The sequence below is a fragment of the Collinsella sp. CLA-ER-H2 genome (assembly GCF_040092405.1).
In the GTDB taxonomy this organism is placed as follows: domain Bacteria; phylum Actinomycetota; class Coriobacteriia; order Coriobacteriales; family Coriobacteriaceae; genus Collinsella.
Genome location: NZ_JBBNLO010000011.1, coordinates 25,584 through 43,955, shown reverse-complemented (window position 1 = coordinate 43,955; position 18,372 = coordinate 25,584). Strand labels below are relative to the sequence as shown.

The window sequence follows — 18,372 nt, the reverse complement described above, 5'->3', positions numbered from 1 at the left end:
CCTTCCCTAGTTGCATCCCCAGCCGGAACCAGCAGTGCCTACAGCACGGCGCACAACACTGCCAGCAGCGCCACGCCGGCCGCATAGACCGCATCGCGCCAGCCAAACCCGGCGCGTGCGGGAGCCGGATACACACCGGCAAAGCCGCGGCACAGCATGGCCTCGTCCATCGCGCGGCTGCATTCCATCGCCTTGATAAAGGTCATGCCCATGATACCCGCGATCGAATCGGTACGCGAAAATCCCTCAGGCGCACGGCCAACGCTGCGCAGCATGACCGATTCGCACAGATCGTGCGCCGTGCGACCCAGCACCTCGATGTGCTTGAGCGCCATATCAAACGTAAAGATAACTTCGTCGGGCAGGTGCAGCATTTTGAGCGCCGCCGACATGCGGCTCCAGGTAAGGGTCCACGAAACACCCAGCACCAGCGACACATTAATGAAGGTCTTGAGCGCAATCTTGAGCATGGCGCCCGCAGCAGAAGCGTCCAGCAGCAAGGCGGGCAGTACCAGAACCACCGCGAGCCCTGCAGCGCCAAGCGCCGGCACAAAGGTTGCCCGCAGCCCGCGTACGGGGCGCACGGCAACGAGCACCAGCGCGATAGCCGCCATCAACATGAGGTACAGAGGGCTCTGCGTCAGACACACGCACAGGACGCAAACGAACATCCCCACCAGGCGCATCGGAGCCGAAACGCAAGAAAGGGCGCGGTCGACCATCGACCCGCCCTCGTGCGCGCCTCCACCCAGGCGAACCCGCTCAAGCAGGCTCGCCAGGTGCAGGACATTCTTTTGCATCACACGATGCCGAGTCCCCGCGGGCTCGTAACGCTGCTCGACCGCAAGCCAGCTAGGCAGCTCGGCTATTGCCATGAGCACCGCTTTCCTTGACCGTCAGCGAGACCAGGCGGAATACGATGGTAAGCACCGCCACGCCAATCACGCCCGAAAGGATATACATGGCAGCCTGGCCGGCAAAGCCAAGACCCTGCTCCTCGGAATAGGCCTGAAGATAATCGCCCGTGGGCAGTGCATCGGCAAACGTCGGAGCGTCGAGGCCGACCGAAGCCTGCAGGCTGTCGTCGCCAGCCTCCTGAACGGCGGTCGCGGCGCCCTCGGCGTCCCACTCGCCCCAGGCGTCACCGGTGGCCAGCAGGCCAAGCGGCGTGGCAACGACAAGCACGGCGACCAGAATGAGCGTGGGAACCAGCGAGGTCTTCTTGGCAGCAGCGCCCTCGGCGTCCAGCAGGCCGTCGGAAGCCTCGGGGCCGACGATAACGCTCGGCGCCGTCTTCTTAATGAAACCGTAGATGGCGGCCGTCGCCACGCCCTCAATGACACCGGCGACCAGCATATGCGGGATCAACATGGCCGGAATAGCCACAGACAACGGGAAGGGGCAGTACAGCGGAGCGCCCGAAGCATTCATGAAGAGCATCGGCTGAATACCAAACTCGATTGCCGCGCACAGGGCCGCCAGGCACAGCCCGACCCAGCCGCTTACGATGGCCGAAATTGAGGTACCCCAGCTCTTGTCGTGCAAACGGCTGTTGAGCGCACGGAACACGATGGCCGCGGCAAACGGCAGCACGAAGGCCATGTTAAAGCAGTTGGCGCCAAAGGACAGGATGCCGCCGTCGCCAAACAGCAGCGCCTGCAGCGCCAGCGCGACCGAGACAGCAATGGCCGCGGCCTCCGGGCCCAGCAGCAGCGCGATGAGCGCGCCGCCGACGGCGTGACCCGTGGTGCCGCCGGGCAGCGGGACGTTGAACATCATGAGCAAAAAGGAGAACGCGGCGCAGATGCCCAGAAAAGCCATGTGCTCGCGATCGAGCGTGGCGCGCACCCTTTTGATGCAATGGACCCAAACGGGCACCATTGCCACCGCCATGACGGCATCGGTCTGCGGGGACAGATAATTATCTGGAATGTGCATGTACGCCTCCCGGTTATCGGCGCACGAAATTGCAACGCCGCTTAAATCACCTTGTCAGTGTTACGCATTGTCAGATTCGTAACACGCCGCGGGCTATCATAGCAAAACGACGCACTGCCGACAAAGCAGCACGCCGTTATGTAATGCGCGTGTCATATATGAAGGCTCAACGGTGCCTCATACCGAGCATAGCGGTCACGTAGGACTCGACGGCAGCCACCGCCGACCCATACCCCAGCGCAAGCCCTATCCGCGGACCTCGCCGTTTACGCCCTTGCATACCTTGGTGACGATCTTCTGGTGCGCCTTCTCGACCTCTTCGCTGGTGAGCGTGTGGTCGTCGGAGCGATAAGTAAGCGCAAAGGCCATGGACTTCTTGCCCGCTCCGATGCGGATGGGATCGCGGTAGACGTCGAACAGGCGCACGCCCTCGAGCAGCTTGCCGCCGGCGCTGGTAATGCGGCGCTCAAGATCCTCGCAGGTCACAGCATTGTCGACCACGATAGCAAGGTCGTGCTCAACAGCCGGGTACTGCGAGAACTCGCGGTAGTTCTCCTGGTTGCGGGCGCCCTTGATCAGCTTGTCCAGATCGAGCTCAAAGGCAACGACAACCTCATCGATGCCCATCGCCTCGCGCGCCTCGGGGTGGATCTCGCCAACCCAGCCCAGCACGGTACCGCCCGAGAGCACCTCGGCAGCACGACCCGGCTGCAGGAAGGCATAGCTCTCGCCCTCGACGGGACGGAAGCGAACCTTCTCAATGCGCAGCTGGGCGAGCAGCTCCTCGACGATGCCCTTGCCAAAGAAGAAACGCAGCTTGCGGTACTTCATGTTCCAAGACTGCTCGCTCCACTGACCCGAGAGCACGCCCGCGACGGACTTGGTCTCCTTGGGCAGGCTGGCATTCTCGCGACCGTGGAACAGACTGCCGACCTCGTACAGGTGCACGTTGGGCGTGCCGTGGGCCTCGTTATAGGCAACGGACTGCAGTAAGCCCGGCAGCAACGAGCGGCGCATCTCGGTCTGCTCGGCGACCAACGGGTTCATGAGCACCACGGGGCAGCCGCGGCCTTCGGTGGACATGCCGATCTTCTCCAGGTCGCCCGGGGCGGCAAAGCCAAAAGTCGTGGTCTCGTTGAGGCCGCAGGCGCGCAGGATCTCGCCGACCTTGCGGGTAAGCTTCTGCTCGCGCGTCAGACCGCCGATATGGTTCTTGGCAGCCGGAATGGTCGCCGTGACGCGACCCATGCCCCATAGGCGCAGGACCTCCTCGATCAGATCGATCTCGCGCGGCAGGTCGGGACGGAAGCTCGGCGGCGTGACCATAAAGTCCTCACCGTCGCGCTCGACGGTGCAGCCCAGGCGGGTAAGCGAGCGCTCGATAAAGTCGGGCTCGATGTCGGCGCCGCAGATGGCGTGCACGCGGGCCAGGCGCAGCTTAATGCTGTCGATGGTCTTGGGCGCGGGGAACACGTCCACATAGCCGGGGGCGACCTCGCCGCCGGCGATCTCCTCGATGAGCGCGCACGTCACATTGGCGACGTCCACGCAGCCGGTCTCGTCGACCTGGCGCTCAAAGCGAATGGAGGCGTCGGAGATCAGCGACAGATCGCGGCTGGTGTGCGAGGTGCGACCGGCGTTGAAGCAGGCGCTCTCAACCATCACGTCGACGGTGTCGTCCTCGATCTCGGAATCCATGCCGCCCATAACGCCGGCCAGCGCCACGGGGCGCTCGCCGTCGGTGATGAGGCCCATGCCGGCGTCGAGCACGCGCTCTTCGCCATCGAGCGTCGTGAATTTCTCATCCTGCTGGGCGGCGCGAACCACCACGCGACGGTGGCCATCGCGCTCGGCAAAGGTGTCCAGGTCAAAGGCGTGCAGCGGCTGACCGGTGAGCATCATCACGTAGTTGGTGATGTCGACGATGTTGTTGTGCGGACGCACGCCCAGGGCGTTAAGGCGCTTGACCATCCAGTCGGGCGACGGGCCGACCTTCACGTTGCGCACGATGCGGGCGACATAGCGGTCGCACAGGCCCTCGTCGGCAATCTCGACGGAAAGCTCGTCGTCGGTCGCGCGGCCAGTCTCCGCCTTGATGGCGGGCAGCTCCACGTGGAAATCGCGGTCGAAAATGGCACCGGTCTCGCGGGCCATGCCGATCATGGACAGGCAATCGGGACGGTTGGGCGTGATCTCGCAGTCGAGCACAGTATCACTCGAGCCCACGTACTCGGCAAACGGCATACCGCAGGGCGTGTCCTCGGGCAGAATCATGATGCCGGAGTGGTCGCCGCCCAGGCCGAGCTCGCGCGCAGAGCAGTTCATGCCCATGGACACGACGCCGCGAAGCTTGCTCTTCTTGATCTTGACGTCGCCGGGCAGGACAGCGCCAATCATGGCCGTGACGATGTGGTCGCCGGCCTCGAAATTCTGCGCGCCGCAGACGATCTGCAGCGGGGCGGGGTTGCCTTCGGCGTCGAGATTCTTGTCGCCCACGTCGACCGAGCACACATACATGTGGTCGCTATCGGGGTGCGGGGTCTTGGTGAGCACCTTGGCAGTCACCACGTGGTCGAAGGACTCGCCCACGGTGTCGATTGCCTCGACCTCGGTGCCGGTACGGATATATTCGTCCGAAAGGGTCTTGGGATCCTCCGGAATATCAATCATGGTCTTGAGCCAGTCGTAAGAAACACGCATCTAACTGGTCTCCTTTCATAAATGCGGCTTTGAGCCGGAAACTGCAACTAAGAAGAAAGCGTTCTAGAACTGGTTCAAGAACCTCATGTCACCAGTCATCAACGTGCGCAGGTCGGGCAGGTCGTAGCGCAGTGCCGCGACGCGCTCGGCGCCAATACCGAAGGCGAAGCCGGTGTACTTCTCGGGGTCGATGCCGCAGTTGATAAGGACGTTGGGGTCGACCATGCCGCAGCCCAGGATCTCGATCCAGCCGCTGTGCTTGCAGAAGTTGCAGCCCTTGCCGCCGCACACGTGGCAGCTCACGTCCACCTCGCAGGAAGGCTCGGTGAAGGGGAAGAAGTGCGGGCGGTAGCGCGTCTTGCGATCCTCGCCAAACATGCACTTTACAAAGTAGTCGAGCGTGCCCTTAAGATCGCCAAAGGTGATGCCCTCGTCGACGACCAGGCCCTCGATCTGGTTGAACTGCGGCAGGTGGCAGGCGTCGGCCGTGTCGGGACGGTAGACGGTGCCCGGGCAGATCATGTAGATGGGCGGCTTTTGCGACTCCATGGTGTGGATCTGCACGCCCGAGGTCTGGGTGCGCAGCAGCACGTCGGACTCGCCATGGGCGTGTGCCTCGGGGTGCGCGACGCTGCCGGGGTTGTTGTCGACCACGTAGAAGGTATCGCGGGCCGAGCGGCTCGGGTGATCCATGGGAGCATTGAGCGCAGTGAAGTTGTAGTAGGAGGTGTCGACCATGGGGCCGGACTCGACGGTGTAGCCGATGCCGCAGAAGATGTCCTCGGCCTCCTCGATGATCTGCTTGATCAGGTGCTGGTGACCGATCTGCGGACGAATGCCCGGCAGCGTGATGTCGACGGCCTCGTGCTCGAGTGCGTGCTTGAGGGCGGCGGCCTTCATCTCGGTGGTGCGCTCGTCAAGCATGCCCTCGATCAGCTGGCGCATCTCGTTGGCGCGCTTGCCCATCATGGGACGATCCTCGGGGGCGAGCTTGCCCATCATGCGCATCAGGCCGGTGATGCGGCCCTTGCGGCCGAGCAGCTCAACGCGCGCAGCCTCGAGCTTGGCGGCGTCGTCGGCGCCTGCGACGAGCTCCTTGGCCTCTTCTTCGAGTTTGACCAGATCATCAATCAGACTCATGTCTTCCCTTTCGTCTCTCGCGCTCCTCGCTTGCCGAGGCGGCTGCCGCCGTCTGACGTTGCGAAAACGCGGCCCGGTTCGGTAACAAAAAACCGCCCTCGGGCATGTGCATTGCCCAAGGACGGTTGAATTCCGCGGTACCACCTTGTTTGACCCGACGGATGTCTGGCCCGTCGCGCCCACTCTTTGCCCCTTGTCGCGAGGCTCACGGCTTCCCTACTGGGGACATCGCCGCCACTGGCCGCGCGCCCGTTGAGGTTGCTGCTCGGGAGTGAACGCTTGGCCCTTGCCACCGCAGGAAGGCTTGCAGCCCATGACCTTCCCTCTCTTGCCGGCGACGCGGCGGGCAAAACCCTCTCCGTCAACGCATTGGGCTATAGGATAGCACATTGTGTGGGCGCATCGCCGCGTTCCATTTTGTTCGTGCTGGGTACAAGGCAAGTAGCTGTGCAAACTGGCCGTGCGCCTATCCGTGGTGCTCGGCTCGCGAGATCAAGGATATGGTATGGGAAAGAAACTCGATAAGAAAGCCAAGCCCGCAGCGGGCACGACGCCCAAAGGCATGAAGGTCGATAAGGCCGTCAAAAAATTCCGCAAGCTCGAGGGCAAGCTGTGGACCCGCGAGTACCTGCTCAAGATTGCCGAGTTTGACGGCGCGACCATTGCTCCCGCCAACGGTGCCGCCGCCCGTGCCGACGCCATGGGCACCCTTGCCAGCGAGCACCATAAGCTCCTGACCAGCGAAAAGTCTGTCGAACTCGTGCGCTCGCTGGCACGCGAGACCGTCGCCGGCGGCAAGATCGACGACCCGCAGCTGCTCGACGAGATCCGCGTGCTCGGCCGCGACCAGCGCGAAGCGAGCGTCATTCCCACCGAGGAGGCCGAGGCCTGGACCAGGCTCACCTGCGAGGCCGACGCCGTGTGGCACAAGGCCAAGACGGCCAATGACTGGGCGAGCTTTGAGCCCTATGTAGATAGAATCGTCGCCCAGCTTAAGCATCAGGCCGAGCTCATGGACCCAAAGCGCGACCCGTACGATGTTTGGCTCGACCAGTACGAACGCGGCCTTTCCGCCAGGAGCTTCGATGCGTTTTGCGATGAGGTCAAGGCGACGGTCGTGCCGCTCGTGCACGCCATCGGCGAGCGCGGCCAGCAGCCCGATGCCGACTTTTTGCACGCCCGCGTGCCCGAGGCCGCCCAGCGCGCCATGAGCTTCGACCTTATGAAGCTCGTCGGCCTGGACCTGGACGACACCACGCTTGCCTTTACCGAGCACCCGTTTAGCGAGGGCTTCTCGGTGGGCGACGCGCGCATCGCGACACACATCTACGAGGACGATTGCATCTCCAACGTCTACAGCATCATCCACGAGGCGGGGCACACCATGTACGAGCTGGGCGTCAATCCCGCCTATGCGCGCACCTGCCTGGAGGGCGGCACCTCCATGGGCATCCACGAGAGCCAGAGCCGCTTCTTTGAGAACACCGTGGGCCGCAGCCGTGCCTTTATGGGACCGCTGCTCGAGGTGCTGCGCCGCCACGCACCCGAGGTCTACGGCGACGTCGACGAGGACACGCTCTACCGCGCCGTGAACATCGCGCAGCCGTCGTTGATCCGCACCGAGGCTGACGAGCTCACCTACCCGCTGCATATTATGGTGCGCTACCAGATCGAGCGCATGCTGTTTGCCGGCGAGGCCACAGCCAAGGATATCCCCGCGCTTTGGAATCGCTTTATGAACGAGTACCTGGGCATCCCCGTTCCCGACGACACGCGTGGTTGCCTGCAGGATACGCACTGGAGCGGCGGCTCGTTTGGTTACTTCCCCACCTATGCGCTAGGCAGCGCCTACGACGCCATGTTCGTGCCGGCCATGTGCCGCGACGGCGTCGACCTTACCGGCGCCTGCGCGAGCGGCGACCTTGCGCCCGTTCGCGCCTGGCTGGGCGAGCGCATTTGGCAGTGGGGCCGCGCCAAGGACGCGCCGGAGCTCATCAAGGGCGCCTGTGGCATGGCGTTCGATGCCCGCTACTACTGCAGCTACCTGCAGGACAAGTTCACCACGCTGTACCAGCTGTAAAGCTCAGGCAATACGCCAACGCAAGGGGGGCGCCACGGGATTGATCCTGCGGCGCCCCCCTGCACCTAGTCGTTGGGGAGTCGTGGCCAAAAAAGGCAAATATGAGTACTGTTGCCGATTTTATTGCATTTATTTCAGGTAAAAATAGGCCCTCAAATGGGAATTGGTCTCATTTGAGGGCCTATTTATTGGATACATGTAGAAAATCGTTGGCCTACAGGCTATTTGGGAGTCGCTAAGATGCCCTTTGGAGGCAGAAATTGCTGCTACCAAATTAGTGACGGTACTCATATTTGCCACTTTTTGGCCACAACCTATTAGTGACCCCCTGCCAAACAGCCCCGAAGGCCCCTACAGGGCTTCCAGCGCGTTGGCGATGCGCTTCATGGCGGCGTCGGCGGCGGCTTGGTCGGGGGCTTCGGCCAGCACGCGGATAACCGACTCGGTTCCGCTCTTGCGCACGAGCACGCGGCCCTCGCCCGCCAGCGCGGCCTCGGCCTCGGCGATCGCATTCTGCACGCCCGTGTTCTCGAGCGCGACGTCCTTGTCGGCCACGCGCACGGCAACCTGCGCTTGCGGCAGCAGCTTGCACGGAGCCGTGAGCTGCGAGAGTGTCTCGCGCTCGGCGCGAATCACTTCCATCACGCGCAGCGAGGTCATAATGCCGTCGCCCGTGCGCTCGATATCGCCAAAGATCGTATGACCCGTTTGCTCGCCGCCCAAGCTGTAACCGCTCTCGCGCATCTTGGCATACACGTGACGGTCGCCCACGCCACTGGTCACGGCGCTCAGACCGGCAAGCTCCAGCGACTTGACCAGGCCAAAGTTGCTGGCAATCGTCGGCACCACGGTACCGCCCGAAAGGCGACCGTGCTTGTTCAGATACACGCCGCACACGTACAGGATCTGGTCGCCGTCTACCACGCGACCGCGCTCATCCACGGCCAGGCAGCGGTCGGCATCGCCATCGTAGGCAAAACCCACGTCCAGGCCCTGCTCCACCACATGGCGCTGCAGGCGCTCCATATGCGTGGAGCCGCAGTCGACGTTGATGTTAAAGCCATCGGGCGCGGCGTTGATCACGCGCACGTCGGCACCGAGCGCGTCAAACACCGGCTTGGCCACCGAAGAAGCCGAGCCGTTGGCGCAGTCGATACCGATTTTGACGCCCTGCAGCGAAAAGTTCGCACTTGCAATGAGCGAAGCAATGTAGCGGTTGCGGCCCTGCATGTAGTCCACCGTAGCACCGATGTGGTTGCCCGTGGCCAGCGGAACTTCGCTCTTGCCATCGATGTAGTCCTCGATGAGCTCCAGCACGTCCTCGTCCATCTTAAAGCCGTCGCTGTTAACGAGCTTAATGCCGTTATCGCAAAACGGGTTGTGGCTCGCGCTGATCATGATGCCGCAATCGAAGCAGCCTTCCACAGTCTGATGCGCTACGCCCGGCGTGGGGATCACGTGCAGCATATAGGCGTCCGCACCGCTCGCGACCAGGCCGCTCACCAGCGCCGCCTCAAACATATAACTCGAGCGACGCGTGTCCTTGCCCACGATCACGCGTGCCTTGCGCTCGCGGTTGGAGCCGTAATACCAGCCCACAAAACGGCCAATCTTATAAGCGTGCTCTACCGTCAGCCCAACGTTGGCCTCACCGCGAAAGCCGTCGGTGCCAAAGTACTTCATGCGCTCTCCTTACAAAATAGGGGCGAACAGATTGCCTGTCCGCCCCAAAATGGTACTCGATTATCCGCGCTACCAGAAAAACCCTACGCCGACGCGCTGTCGCGAGCCGCCTGGCATGTAGGAGTCTGACGCAGCGTAAGCGGCTTGTCCCCCGCCTCGGCCGACGTGGTCAGCGTATACGCGATCGTCGTCGTCTCGCCAGCATGCAGGTCAACGGTGCCCGAATAGAAGGGGATTCCATGCCACGTGGCGGCGCCAAGACCAAACTGGGTGCCCTCGACGGTCAGATCAGTAATGTTGCCGCCCGTCGGGGCAAACAACGAGACATTCAGACGCTCGTCGTCACGCGCGGCATCGGGTGCGCTCGCCGCAACGTAGTCGGGCAGCCTGCCAGCCTCCTCCTGCGTCATGATGTTCGTCAGGGTAACGGTGATGCGATAGGAGCACGTGCCGTCACCGTTCTTGATGCCCTGGCCAATCTGCGTATCGGCGTTCAGGTACCAGTCGAGCTTGGAGAAGCTCAGGTTGTTAAAGTAAACGCCGGCAACAGGATCGGCACTCGGGTCATCCGGATCGGGCAGCGAAGCGTCAATGCCCGTCTCTTTGATGGCATTCTGCTCATCATCGTTTCTCATCCACGCGATCAGACGGCCCTCTTCGGCACCGCGCTCAACGGCGCTGACAAGCTTCGTAACATCGACATCGCCGATACCGCCAAGGATCTTGTCGAAGGCAGCGCTGGCGACGGATGCAAAGATGCCGTCCGACTCCTCGACCGGATAGTTCCAGTACACATCGTGCATGAGGACCTTTGCGGCGTTGGTGCCGTCGACAACCGTTCCGTCGGGCAGCGAGACATTACCGACCAGGCCCAGCAGATACTGCAGGAACACCGGGTCGATACCGATGACGCCATCAACGTCCTGTCCATACTGGGACTTCCACAGCGCGGCGACACGCTGCGAGTTGCGGGGCCAATCAGGCGAATAGGTATTGCCCGAGTTGTACAGGTTGCTGTGGTTGCCGAACAGCGCCTCATCCTCTTCGTCGACGCTCTCGACTGCCTCATCCTCACTGAGTCCAATGCGGGGAACAAACTCGCCAATCGACATCTGGCCGTCGGTGACCGAAATCAGGCCCTGCGAACCGCCAAAGCCGCCGCAGGCACGAATCTCGACGTTGTTCATGGCGTACATAAGATAGTTGCGCGTCTGGCCGTTGGCGCCGAGCATCTGGGGAAGGACGGGGGCGACCTTCTCCGCCGCGTCAACCGCGCCGTTGAGGGTGACAAAGCCGTCCTTGGCCTTATCGACCAGCTCGGTCACCTGGGAAATATGAGTATCGCCAATGCCCTGGACCTTCTCGTTGGCGCTCTTGAACACCTTCGAGCTGCTGGAAAGCGAATCGGCGACCGCCTGCAGCGCAGACACGTTAATCATGCCGTCCTGGAACAGCTTGCCGGGCGTAGCCTGCGAAAGGTTATCGGCCATGGGAACCAGCGCGTTGCTCGAGACATCGGACAGGGCATCAATCATGGTGCGGGCTGCGTTGATGTCACTGCCATACACCGGGATAAACGAAGCCGCCGTCCACAGCGGGCTCGAGGTCTCCGCCTTCATGCTGTTGCAGAGCTCATCGATCTTCTTCGCGTCGTCAGGCAGCGTCGAAAAATCGCCCGACGTGACCTTGTCCTTAAGGCCACCGACGATCTCGACAGCCTCCTTCGCTTCACTCTTTACGGTCTTTGCCGAGTTAAGCAGCATAAAGCCGCTTGCGCCAAACGCAACGAGAAGCACCGCGACCACAGCGGCAATAATGGCGCCGGTGTGACGCTTTTTGCGCTCGCCCTTGCGATGGCGATGACGGACCAGACCGTCAGAGGTCGAACTCGACGAAGCGTCGCTACCGTAGTTCAAGCCAAAATCGTAATAATCTTCCTTGGAACCCGAACCCGCAAACTCGGCACCGCTATCATCCAGGCGGGCGAACGTACCAGTCTCGGAGGCGCCGGTGTAAATCGTGCCAAGGTTACCCGTAAGCCCCGCGCCACCGGCAGAGGGAGTATTGTTGGCGGCCTTGCCGGCATTAACGTTGCCGGCGCCATTCGCGGCGTTGGCAGCACCTGCGTTGTTCGCAGGCACCGAAGGAGCCCCGCTCGGCTGCGACGTGGAGGTTGCACCGCCCGCAAAGACATTCCCTTTTGCACGGCCGGTCTTTTTTGCCTTTTGAGACTGCTCGTACAGAGCGGTAAACATCGCCGTCTCGCCCGGGGACACGCGCTTACCGGAACCGCCCTGTCCAGCGCCGCCCGGCATGCCGGCCTTACCAGCCCCGTTCGGACGCGGCGGAACTGCAGGACGGCCGCTATCGCTGCCCTTAAAGTGATTACCAGCCATAAAGAAATCCTCGCAATTGAGTCGCAATGAAAAAGTCCATAACGTTACTAGTTTATGGCATTTTGAGCATCGACAGCTAAACTCCAGACACGGACATCAATTGGCGAAAATGCGGCACAACACCTTTTCTGTCTTGGCGGCGGCGTCAACTACACCGTGAGGAACATCATCACGATGATCATGGCAAAGCCGATAAGATCGGTCGGCAAAAACACCGTGCCCAGCATAACGGCGCTGGTAATGGTTGCCGAGACCGGCTCCACAGTTCCGATCAAGCTCGCACGCACCGAGCCGATGTCCTTGACGCCCTGCATATAGAGCATGTACGCCAAAAACGAGCCCACGACCACAAACACCGCGAGCGCCTCGACGCCGGCGGCATCGAGCGCCGGCATATGGGCCCAAGGCTGCACGATAGTGCAGGTGACGATACCAGCCGTGAGCATGGCTGAGCCCGTAACGATGGGGCTGCCGTATTCTGGCAGAATTTTGGCGGGAATCACCGCCACGCAGGTGGCGCTCACCGCGCACATAAGACCCGCCACCAGACCGAGCGGCGAGATGCTCAGGCTCGTGGGGTCGCCGCCGGTGGCGATCAAAAACGTGCCGCCAAGGGCCAGGCCAATACCGATAACCTCGCGCATGCGCGGTTTGCGGCGATCGGTGATGCAGGTATATCCCATGATGATGACCAGCTGCAGGCACTGAAGCACCGTCGCGGTTCCGGCGTTGGTCAGGCGCACGGCCGAAAGATAGCAAAACTGGTTGAACAGCAGGCCAAAGGCGGTAAAGAGCAACAGCTGCTTGCGGTCGGTCGACGTCGTCCAAAGCTTAACCAGGCGCGCACGGTCGCGCGCGACGACCACGACCATAAAGAGCAGGCCGGCGAGAATCTGCCGTATGCTCATAAGCCACAGCGTATCGACATGGTAGGTATCGAACAAAAAACTCGCGCTGGTGCCCGAGAAGCCCCAAAACGAGCCGCCCACGAGCGTAGCCAACATGCCCACGATCATCTTGCGCGTCTGGGCATCGTTGAGGCGGTCGCGCCATGCACGGCGGGTGCTGCGGCTGAGCTCATCGGTGCCCTCGGGCACATCAATGTTCGATATATCGGTCATCGGCACCGAAGCCTCTGCGCCTTCGACCTGCTCGACACACTCTTTGCTCATTCCACTCCCCCGAAACAGCCTGGAAACAATTCGGCTTACCTTACCACGGTGAAGACACCAGCTGGAGGCTTGTCCGCTTATCGGTAGGACAATTCCGCAGGCGTCTTTCCATAGCTCGATACCGCAATGGCTTTGCATTGGTCGACAGCCAAATCGCGGCAGCAGACTCTTTTGAAATGGATATGACAAAGCCCCCGAGTTCCACAATGTAAGCGATTTTTAAAAATGTTCTTGCCACCGAGTTCAGGCTCCGTTATATTATCCCTTGCGCACTTGCGCACCCTTGATCGGGCGTTTAGCTCAGGGGGAGAGCGCTTCCCTGACACGGAAGAGGTCAGAAGTTCAAATCTTCTAACGCCCACCAAATGTTCGCAGCTCAGAGGCTATGTCTCTGGGCTGTTTTATTTTATGTCGCCAAATCGCTGGCAGCTCCAACCGTCATCGCAACGTAACATCAATTCACCTGACGAATGGTAGCCAAACAAATTCAATACCCCAACAGCAACAATAGCCAGGCAGAAAACTGCGCCGCAAGCTGCTCCAACCGCTCAATAGCCACCGAGGCCGAGACCAACGCGTCTCGAACCCATCCGAGCCGCAGCTTCTCGGCAAAACGCCACAACGTCCACACCCTGCGGTATCCTTGAGCCACTTACACCTGCAGCACCAAGGAGCCACCATGCGCACCGAGCTCGATGTTCCCTTTTCGCACAAAGAAGAAGCCAAGGCGTTGGGCGCCAAATGGGACCGGACCAAGAAGATCTGGTATGTACCCAGCGGCGTCAACCCCGAGCCCTTTGCCGAGTGGCTGCCCGGTGTTGACCGATCCGACCCCTCAGCGCCGTATATATATCTTGTACTGGGCAAGCGCGAGTGCTGGAAGTGTCACAAAGAGACCTCGGTCGCGGCCTTCGGCATTCCCTATCGAACCGATAACGACGAGAGCATCGCCATCGCGCACGCACCCAACGAAGCCGGGTACATTGCCATCGACACGGCCAACGCCAACGCACTCGCCATCGTGCCCGCTCTTGGCTGCGTACCGGGCGAGATCCGCGACTACCTTCATAAGCGCTGCGGCTACAAGCCCGTAGGCGCGCGAGCCTCCAAAGCCCCGTCGCTCGGCAACACGTGCACCAGTTGCGACGCGCTGCAAGGCAGCCGCTATCTGTTCGAGGAGCCCTCGTCCCCGTTTGCCCTCACTGCCATCAACAAGCTGCCGGCACTGGAGTTTATACGCGTCGAAGTTGCCGGCGTCTTTGGCATCCCGGCCACGCGCACCGACTTTGACCAGGCGCTCTTTACCTGGGCACGCGACCATCACGCCGAGTTCCACAAGCAGCTCGGTGAGGGGATTTATTTGTAGGGACGGAGAGGCCTTCACAGTCAGCTCCTCCGCATCACCTACCCCTCGTCGCCGGCGTCGTACACGATATCGAGGCCACAAACGGGGCATTTCTCCGGATACACCGGCATATGAACGCCTGTCTGTTTTCTCACTTCGTCGCTGAACCTGTCGCGCGCATCGATGAACCGAATGTCGAGACACGGTATTTGCGAGCCGCAGCAAGGGCAGGTGACGACAAACGACCCGCAATCAACCTCTACGCTCGGAAACATATTGTTGTCTATAAGGGCACACGGCAGTTTTCCGTACTTCCCCATCGCAATATCGCCTCGCCAGCTCATACACGCTCCCCTCTCGCTATACAAATCAGGAAGAGCATGCACCAGCAGGTGGGCGCGATATTGCATCGCCACGCGATCCGATCAAACAACACGATCGTCAAAGAATGCCAAAGCCAAATACGCTAATACGGCAGAAGCCCCGCCTTTTCACGCTTCTTTTCCGAGCGATCGAACTCAATGCGATGGGCCTCAAGAAACACCGTATTGGGTCGCCACTGACGCTCATTCGGCTGCCTTAGCGTCGCACCCGCAAAGGAAACGTAGTCGGTCTTATCCAGCAGGTACGATCCGCACAGCCGATATTCGCCGCAAACAGGCTCAAACGAAATCAGGTGAGCATCAAATAGGGAATGAAGATCGCGCCGAAGCAGAATGCCGTTGCTGGCAACCTGCGATTTGGGTCCCGAGTAATTCTCGATATGTGCAGCTTCCAGAGCTTCGCTGACGCCGCAGTCCGACACCGCGCAACGGCCATCATAGGCGGCAACGAGCTGCTTGCGGAACCATTGCTGCCCCAATCGCTCGCGCCTTAACGCATAGCGGACCTTTTCGTCGTCGGTCGTACCCTGTCCGGCAAACTCTATATCGACGGGCATGTGCTTCAGATAACTCATGTCGGGCGCAAAACGAGGGTCCGGTCCGCCTTTATGAACAGGACCGTGCAGAACAAACCATCCGTTTTCGGGCTCGAACCGTTCAACAAACGCAAGGCCGAGCACCTTGTAGCCCACCTCGGTTGCAAATATGACTCCGACTGGAACGCCACATTCCATGCAGTTGAGCATTTTACGGTTGTAATTCTGGTCTCGAAAACCAACGGTACCCGGCGCTTGAACCGAGTACTTAATGACCCACGTACCATCGTCCAAATAGAGCGGAGGCACATCGGTATAGAAGCTCTTTTTAGAGTTATGGACCGAAAGCGCAAAGATCTTATTGGGATCTTGCTTCACCCGATCCTGGCCCGGCCAGAAGATCCCTGAATCCCGCGTTACGGGAAAGAAGTCCGAGCCAATTCTCAAACGACACTGATACTGAGGGCTATCTTCCTTGGTGTGGTGCGGAAGGCTGGTCCAAACGCCGCCGCGCTGTTCCTCACCCAGAAACCACTCCCATGCCTCAACGTATTCGGAAGGCACGAGACTGCAGGCGCGGTCATAGCTTGGTCCATCCATCAACGGAACAGCAAGGTCAATGTCGTTCATCGCCAGCACCTACAACCATACGAACGCGAATCATGCCCCTCAATAATATGGCCGAGAGTCAATTATTACGAGGTCTCATTCCGCGATCGGCACGTCGTTGATGCTCTCGGTTTGCCGCTGGCGCGCTTGTACCCCGCTGTCCCACTTCCCTGTATACTGATGTAGCACGTGTTTCATCCGGGCTTGTTGGACCGGGTCGTTCATGGGAGGGCCTTATAGCTGCTTCGAATCCGCCTAAGGGGAGCGTTTCTTCTTCGTCCATCAAGCCGGTTACACGCAAGGCCGTGCGCTGCCAGCGCGAGGTCGCCTGGCTTGTCACGCAGGCAGCAGGCAGACTCGTGGCGAGCACGGAGGACGTCAATGCTCCCACACCGAGCTTTGTGCTGGCAGCGGCGCTGGATCGAGTACGCCAGCTGGAACTCGTCGCACAAGAAGACGGCAGCCATCTTGGCTACCAGGACGCTATGGCGCCCGACCTGTTGACCTTTTGTCGCATGACCAAATTGCCCGCCGCGCCCAATGCGCTTTCGGACGCAGGCTACATGTTTACGCTTTCGGGCGCGGACCTTATCCGCGACATCTATACATACTGCAGCGAGCTCGCCGAGCGCCATGTCTTTGACGCAGCTGAAGTCAAACCGGGATATGTCATCAAGCTGGTTCTTAGGCTGTTCTTGATGGACGGGTTCGCGGCCATGCCGGCGTAAGCCGAGTCTTTAGCATCACCGTCAACTGGGCAACAACCGCTTAACCTTAGTGGGCGCCAATCGAGAGTCGATTATTGGGTCGCCTCGTCCGCTAACGCATTTATTCCACGCGCTCCAACAGTCGATACTTGCGGTTGCGGCTCGTCGCCGGCGCCGTGGGCTCAAGCTCGCCTTGAGCAATGAGCGCGTTGACGCGCGACCTAACCTGGGAAATTGTGAGCCCCGTGCGCTCTGCCAGCTCACGCGTCCCCAGCTCGCCGTAATGTTTGAGTGCCGTCACAATTAAGCCCCCGCCATGATCGACCGGCTCGATCTTTGAACGGTAAAGTACGACCTTGAACCGATCGAACCCCGGGCAGAACAGGGGCTCGGCCAGACCATGCGCGCGCATGGCATCGATCATCATCGGGATGCCCGAGCCATTGCCCTCAGCCGGCGAACCTGCGCCATCCGGCAGCGGGACAATCGACATGAGTTTCACGAGCGTCGCGTTACGGCATCGGGAGCTGCCGTCAAACAAGTTCACGCGAGTCTTTCCCCCGTATAGGCCGCCGGGGTTCGTCACCTCGATACGGTCATCAAAGACGTCAACAGCGATCGACTGCCCACAGAACCGATCTCCGTATTCTCGGTGGATTACGGCGTTGGCGATTGCCTCGCGCAGGACTTCCTCGGGAATCTCCAGCGAGTCGACACGCGAGACGCCTTGGATCGTCGAGGTTCGCCGCAAATTCTTGGCGATTGCCGCGACGGCATCCGAGATCATTTCGCCCAACGTTCCCTCGCAGATCGTACGGTCCATGAACCTCAACGACCCCGCCGCGCCCTTCTGCGTTCCGGCATAGACCGCCACATCGATAAAGAGCTTGGGATAGAACTGCTGAGGATAGGCACCCGCGGCCAGGAGTCCGGCCTTAGTGACATTGCCCTGGGAGTCGAGGAAATTCAGGCGCTCCAGCTTCGTTTTCTTGTCCGGCGCGCCGCGCATCGCACGAGGTGTCAGTGAGAAAGCACGCTCTATCGTGCGGTCGACCAGGGCCTCGTCAAGATCGCCTGCGACCGCGCCGGGCACTGCATCGCGATCACTGGGGCTCGTCCGCTCATACGATGACAAGGACAGGACCTCGGTCGACGAGAGCGGAACATCTTTATCATCGATGCGTTTGTAGCTGCCGCCTTGAGCGCCCCGCTCTATGACATAACAAGGCTTGCTCGACGGGTCGAGCTCCTCAATCGTGATGACCAGAACCACGGCGCCTCGAAGCTCCACGCGCTCAATAGTGTATTTGGGCGGATTGGCCAGTTTTCCGCGACCGCCGGCATCACCCATGCCTGCGACAAATTGGTTGAGCACCTCCTCGGTCTCAAAGTTCTCAACCGGGACAAAGCCCACGCGCTCGCTCACGCCGAGCACGATAATTCCGCCAGCGGTATTCGCGAATGCGCTAACCGTTTCCCATACGTCGCGAGAAAGCGTCGTGGCGCTCTCTTTCACTTCGACGCTAAGGTCATCCGAGCCCATGCGCTTTAATGACTCGAGCAGACCGGCCAGCTCGTTTTCGTTCATCTGCACGTCCCTTCGCTCGGTCCTGCGGAGAATGCCGCAGACGGATTTCCCTCGTCGCTCAGTTATCTCTCGTAATTATCTCTCATCTTTCTGCT

At 60.8% G+C, this 18,372-nt stretch carries 13 protein-coding genes and 1 tRNA gene; 4 read left to right on the top strand and 10 right to left on the bottom strand.

Annotated elements, in window-relative coordinates:
* Nucleotides 1–38: 38 nt before the first annotated feature.
* From AAAX59_RS04660 to pheS, 4 genes are all read right to left on the bottom strand, one after another.
* Nucleotides 39–875 carry an energy-coupling factor transporter transmembrane component T gene (locus tag AAAX59_RS04660; protein WP_349070868.1) on the bottom strand — a complete coding sequence of 279 codons (837 nt, stop codon included), beginning with the start codon at nucleotides 873–875 and terminating at the stop codon, nucleotides 39–41.
* Nucleotides 853–1,938 (bottom strand): cobalt transporter CbiM, encoded by a 1,086-nt coding sequence (gene cbiM, locus AAAX59_RS04655; RefSeq protein ID WP_349070866.1) that lies wholly within the window; start codon nucleotides 1,936–1,938, stop codon nucleotides 853–855. Before cbiM ends, AAAX59_RS04660 begins: the two co-directional genes overlap by 23 nt.
* 246 nt (nucleotides 1,939–2,184) lie before the next feature.
* A complete protein-coding gene (pheT, locus tag AAAX59_RS04650; protein ID WP_349070864.1) occupies nucleotides 2,185–4,638 on the bottom strand; it encodes a phenylalanine--tRNA ligase subunit beta in 2,454 nt (817 codons plus the stop codon).
* 63 nt (nucleotides 4,639–4,701) lie between these two features.
* Nucleotides 4,702–5,778, bottom strand: a complete 1,077-nt coding sequence (pheS, locus tag AAAX59_RS04645) for a phenylalanine--tRNA ligase subunit alpha (protein WP_035136801.1) — start codon at nucleotides 5,776–5,778, stop codon at nucleotides 4,702–4,704.
* A gap of 505 nt (nucleotides 5,779–6,283) precedes the next feature.
* Here pheS and AAAX59_RS04640 point away from each other — a divergent pair.
* The gene (locus AAAX59_RS04640) at nucleotides 6,284–7,858 is read left to right on the top strand and encodes a carboxypeptidase M32 (RefSeq protein WP_349070863.1); all 1,575 of its coding nucleotides are present in this window, start codon (nucleotides 6,284–6,286) and stop codon (nucleotides 7,856–7,858) included.
* Nucleotides 7,859–8,209: 351 nt separating this feature from the next.
* On the opposite strand, the gene glmM is transcribed toward AAAX59_RS04640, so the two are convergent.
* The 3 genes from glmM to AAAX59_RS04625 all read right to left on the bottom strand — a co-directional run bounded on the left by glmM (nucleotide 8,210) and on the right by AAAX59_RS04625 (nucleotide 13,109).
* Nucleotides 8,210–9,541, bottom strand: coding sequence for a phosphoglucosamine mutase (gene glmM / locus AAAX59_RS04635; protein ID WP_349070861.1), 1,332 nt, complete (start codon nucleotides 9,539–9,541; stop codon nucleotides 8,210–8,212).
* A gap of 83 nt (nucleotides 9,542–9,624) precedes the next feature.
* Nucleotides 9,625–11,937, bottom strand: coding sequence for a DUF4012 domain-containing protein (locus AAAX59_RS04630; protein ID WP_349070859.1), 2,313 nt, complete (start codon nucleotides 11,935–11,937; stop codon nucleotides 9,625–9,627).
* Between the two features lie 149 nt (nucleotides 11,938–12,086).
* Entirely contained in the window at nucleotides 12,087–13,109 is a 1,023-nt protein-coding gene (locus AAAX59_RS04625; RefSeq protein WP_349070858.1) for an EamA family transporter, read from the bottom strand.
* A 289-nt stretch (nucleotides 13,110–13,398) separates the two neighbouring features.
* Between AAAX59_RS04625 and AAAX59_RS04620 the strand changes: the two genes are divergently transcribed.
* Both AAAX59_RS04620 and AAAX59_RS04615 read left to right on the top strand, forming a co-directional pair.
* Nucleotides 13,399–13,473: transfer RNA gene (locus AAAX59_RS04620), tRNA-Val, on the top strand.
* 315 nt (nucleotides 13,474–13,788) lie between these two features.
* Nucleotides 13,789–14,475: a DUF5710 domain-containing protein gene (locus AAAX59_RS04615; protein WP_349070856.1), complete on the top strand. Its 687-nt coding sequence runs from the start codon at nucleotides 13,789–13,791 to the stop codon at nucleotides 14,473–14,475.
* Between the two features lie 38 nt (nucleotides 14,476–14,513).
* Here AAAX59_RS04615 and AAAX59_RS04610 read toward each other — a convergent pair whose 3' ends face one another.
* Both AAAX59_RS04610 and AAAX59_RS04605 read right to left on the bottom strand, forming a co-directional pair.
* Entirely contained in the window at nucleotides 14,514–14,774 is a 261-nt protein-coding gene (locus tag AAAX59_RS04610) for a hypothetical protein (RefSeq protein WP_195521323.1), read from the bottom strand.
* Between the two features lie 146 nt (nucleotides 14,775–14,920).
* Nucleotides 14,921–16,003: an HNH endonuclease gene (locus AAAX59_RS04605; RefSeq protein ID WP_349070855.1), complete on the bottom strand. Its 1,083-nt coding sequence runs from the start codon at nucleotides 16,001–16,003 to the stop codon at nucleotides 14,921–14,923.
* A gap of 284 nt (nucleotides 16,004–16,287) precedes the next feature.
* Between AAAX59_RS04605 and AAAX59_RS04600 the strand changes: the two genes are divergently transcribed.
* Entirely contained in the window at nucleotides 16,288–16,710 is a 423-nt protein-coding gene (locus AAAX59_RS04600) for a hypothetical protein (RefSeq protein WP_349070854.1), read from the top strand.
* 100 nt (nucleotides 16,711–16,810) lie between these two features.
* Here AAAX59_RS04600 and AAAX59_RS04595 read toward each other — a convergent pair whose 3' ends face one another.
* The gene (locus AAAX59_RS04595) at nucleotides 16,811–18,277 is read right to left on the bottom strand and encodes an ATP-binding protein (RefSeq protein ID WP_349070853.1); all 1,467 of its coding nucleotides are present in this window, start codon (nucleotides 18,275–18,277) and stop codon (nucleotides 16,811–16,813) included.
* Nucleotides 18,278–18,372 lie beyond the last annotated feature (95 nt).

Excerpts from the sequence above, each read along its gene's own strand:
- cbiM (WP_349070866.1), bottom strand. The coding sequence starts at position 1,938 with ATGCACATTCCAGATAATTATCTGTCCCCGCAGACCGATGCCGTCATG.
- AAAX59_RS04630 (WP_349070859.1), bottom strand. The coding sequence starts at position 11,937 with ATGGCTGGTAATCACTTTAAGGGCAGCGATAGCGGCCGTCCTGCAGTT.
- AAAX59_RS04605 (WP_349070855.1), bottom strand. The coding sequence starts at position 16,003 with ATGAACGACATTGACCTTGCTGTTCCGTTGATGGATGGACCAAGCTAT.
- pheT (WP_349070864.1), bottom strand. The coding sequence starts at position 4,638 with ATGCGTGTTTCTTACGACTGGCTCAAGACCATGATTGATATTCCGGAG.
- glmM (WP_349070861.1), bottom strand. The coding sequence starts at position 9,541 with ATGAAGTACTTTGGCACCGACGGCTTTCGCGGTGAGGCCAACGTTGGG.
- AAAX59_RS04625 (WP_349070858.1), bottom strand. The coding sequence starts at position 13,109 with ATGAGCAAAGAGTGTGTCGAGCAGGTCGAAGGCGCAGAGGCTTCGGTG.
- AAAX59_RS04595 (WP_349070853.1), bottom strand. The coding sequence starts at position 18,277 with ATGAACGAAAACGAGCTGGCCGGTCTGCTCGAGTCATTAAAGCGCATG.
- AAAX59_RS04640 (WP_349070863.1), top strand. The coding sequence starts at position 6,284 with ATGGGAAAGAAACTCGATAAGAAAGCCAAGCCCGCAGCGGGCACGACG.
- AAAX59_RS04660 (WP_349070868.1), bottom strand. The coding sequence starts at position 875 with ATGGCAATAGCCGAGCTGCCTAGCTGGCTTGCGGTCGAGCAGCGTTAC.
- pheS (WP_035136801.1), bottom strand. The coding sequence starts at position 5,778 with ATGAGTCTGATTGATGATCTGGTCAAACTCGAAGAAGAGGCCAAGGAG.
- AAAX59_RS04610 (WP_195521323.1), bottom strand. The coding sequence starts at position 14,774 with ATGGGGAAGTACGGAAAACTGCCGTGTGCCCTTATAGACAACAATATG.
- AAAX59_RS04615 (WP_349070856.1), top strand. The coding sequence starts at position 13,789 with ATGCGCACCGAGCTCGATGTTCCCTTTTCGCACAAAGAAGAAGCCAAG.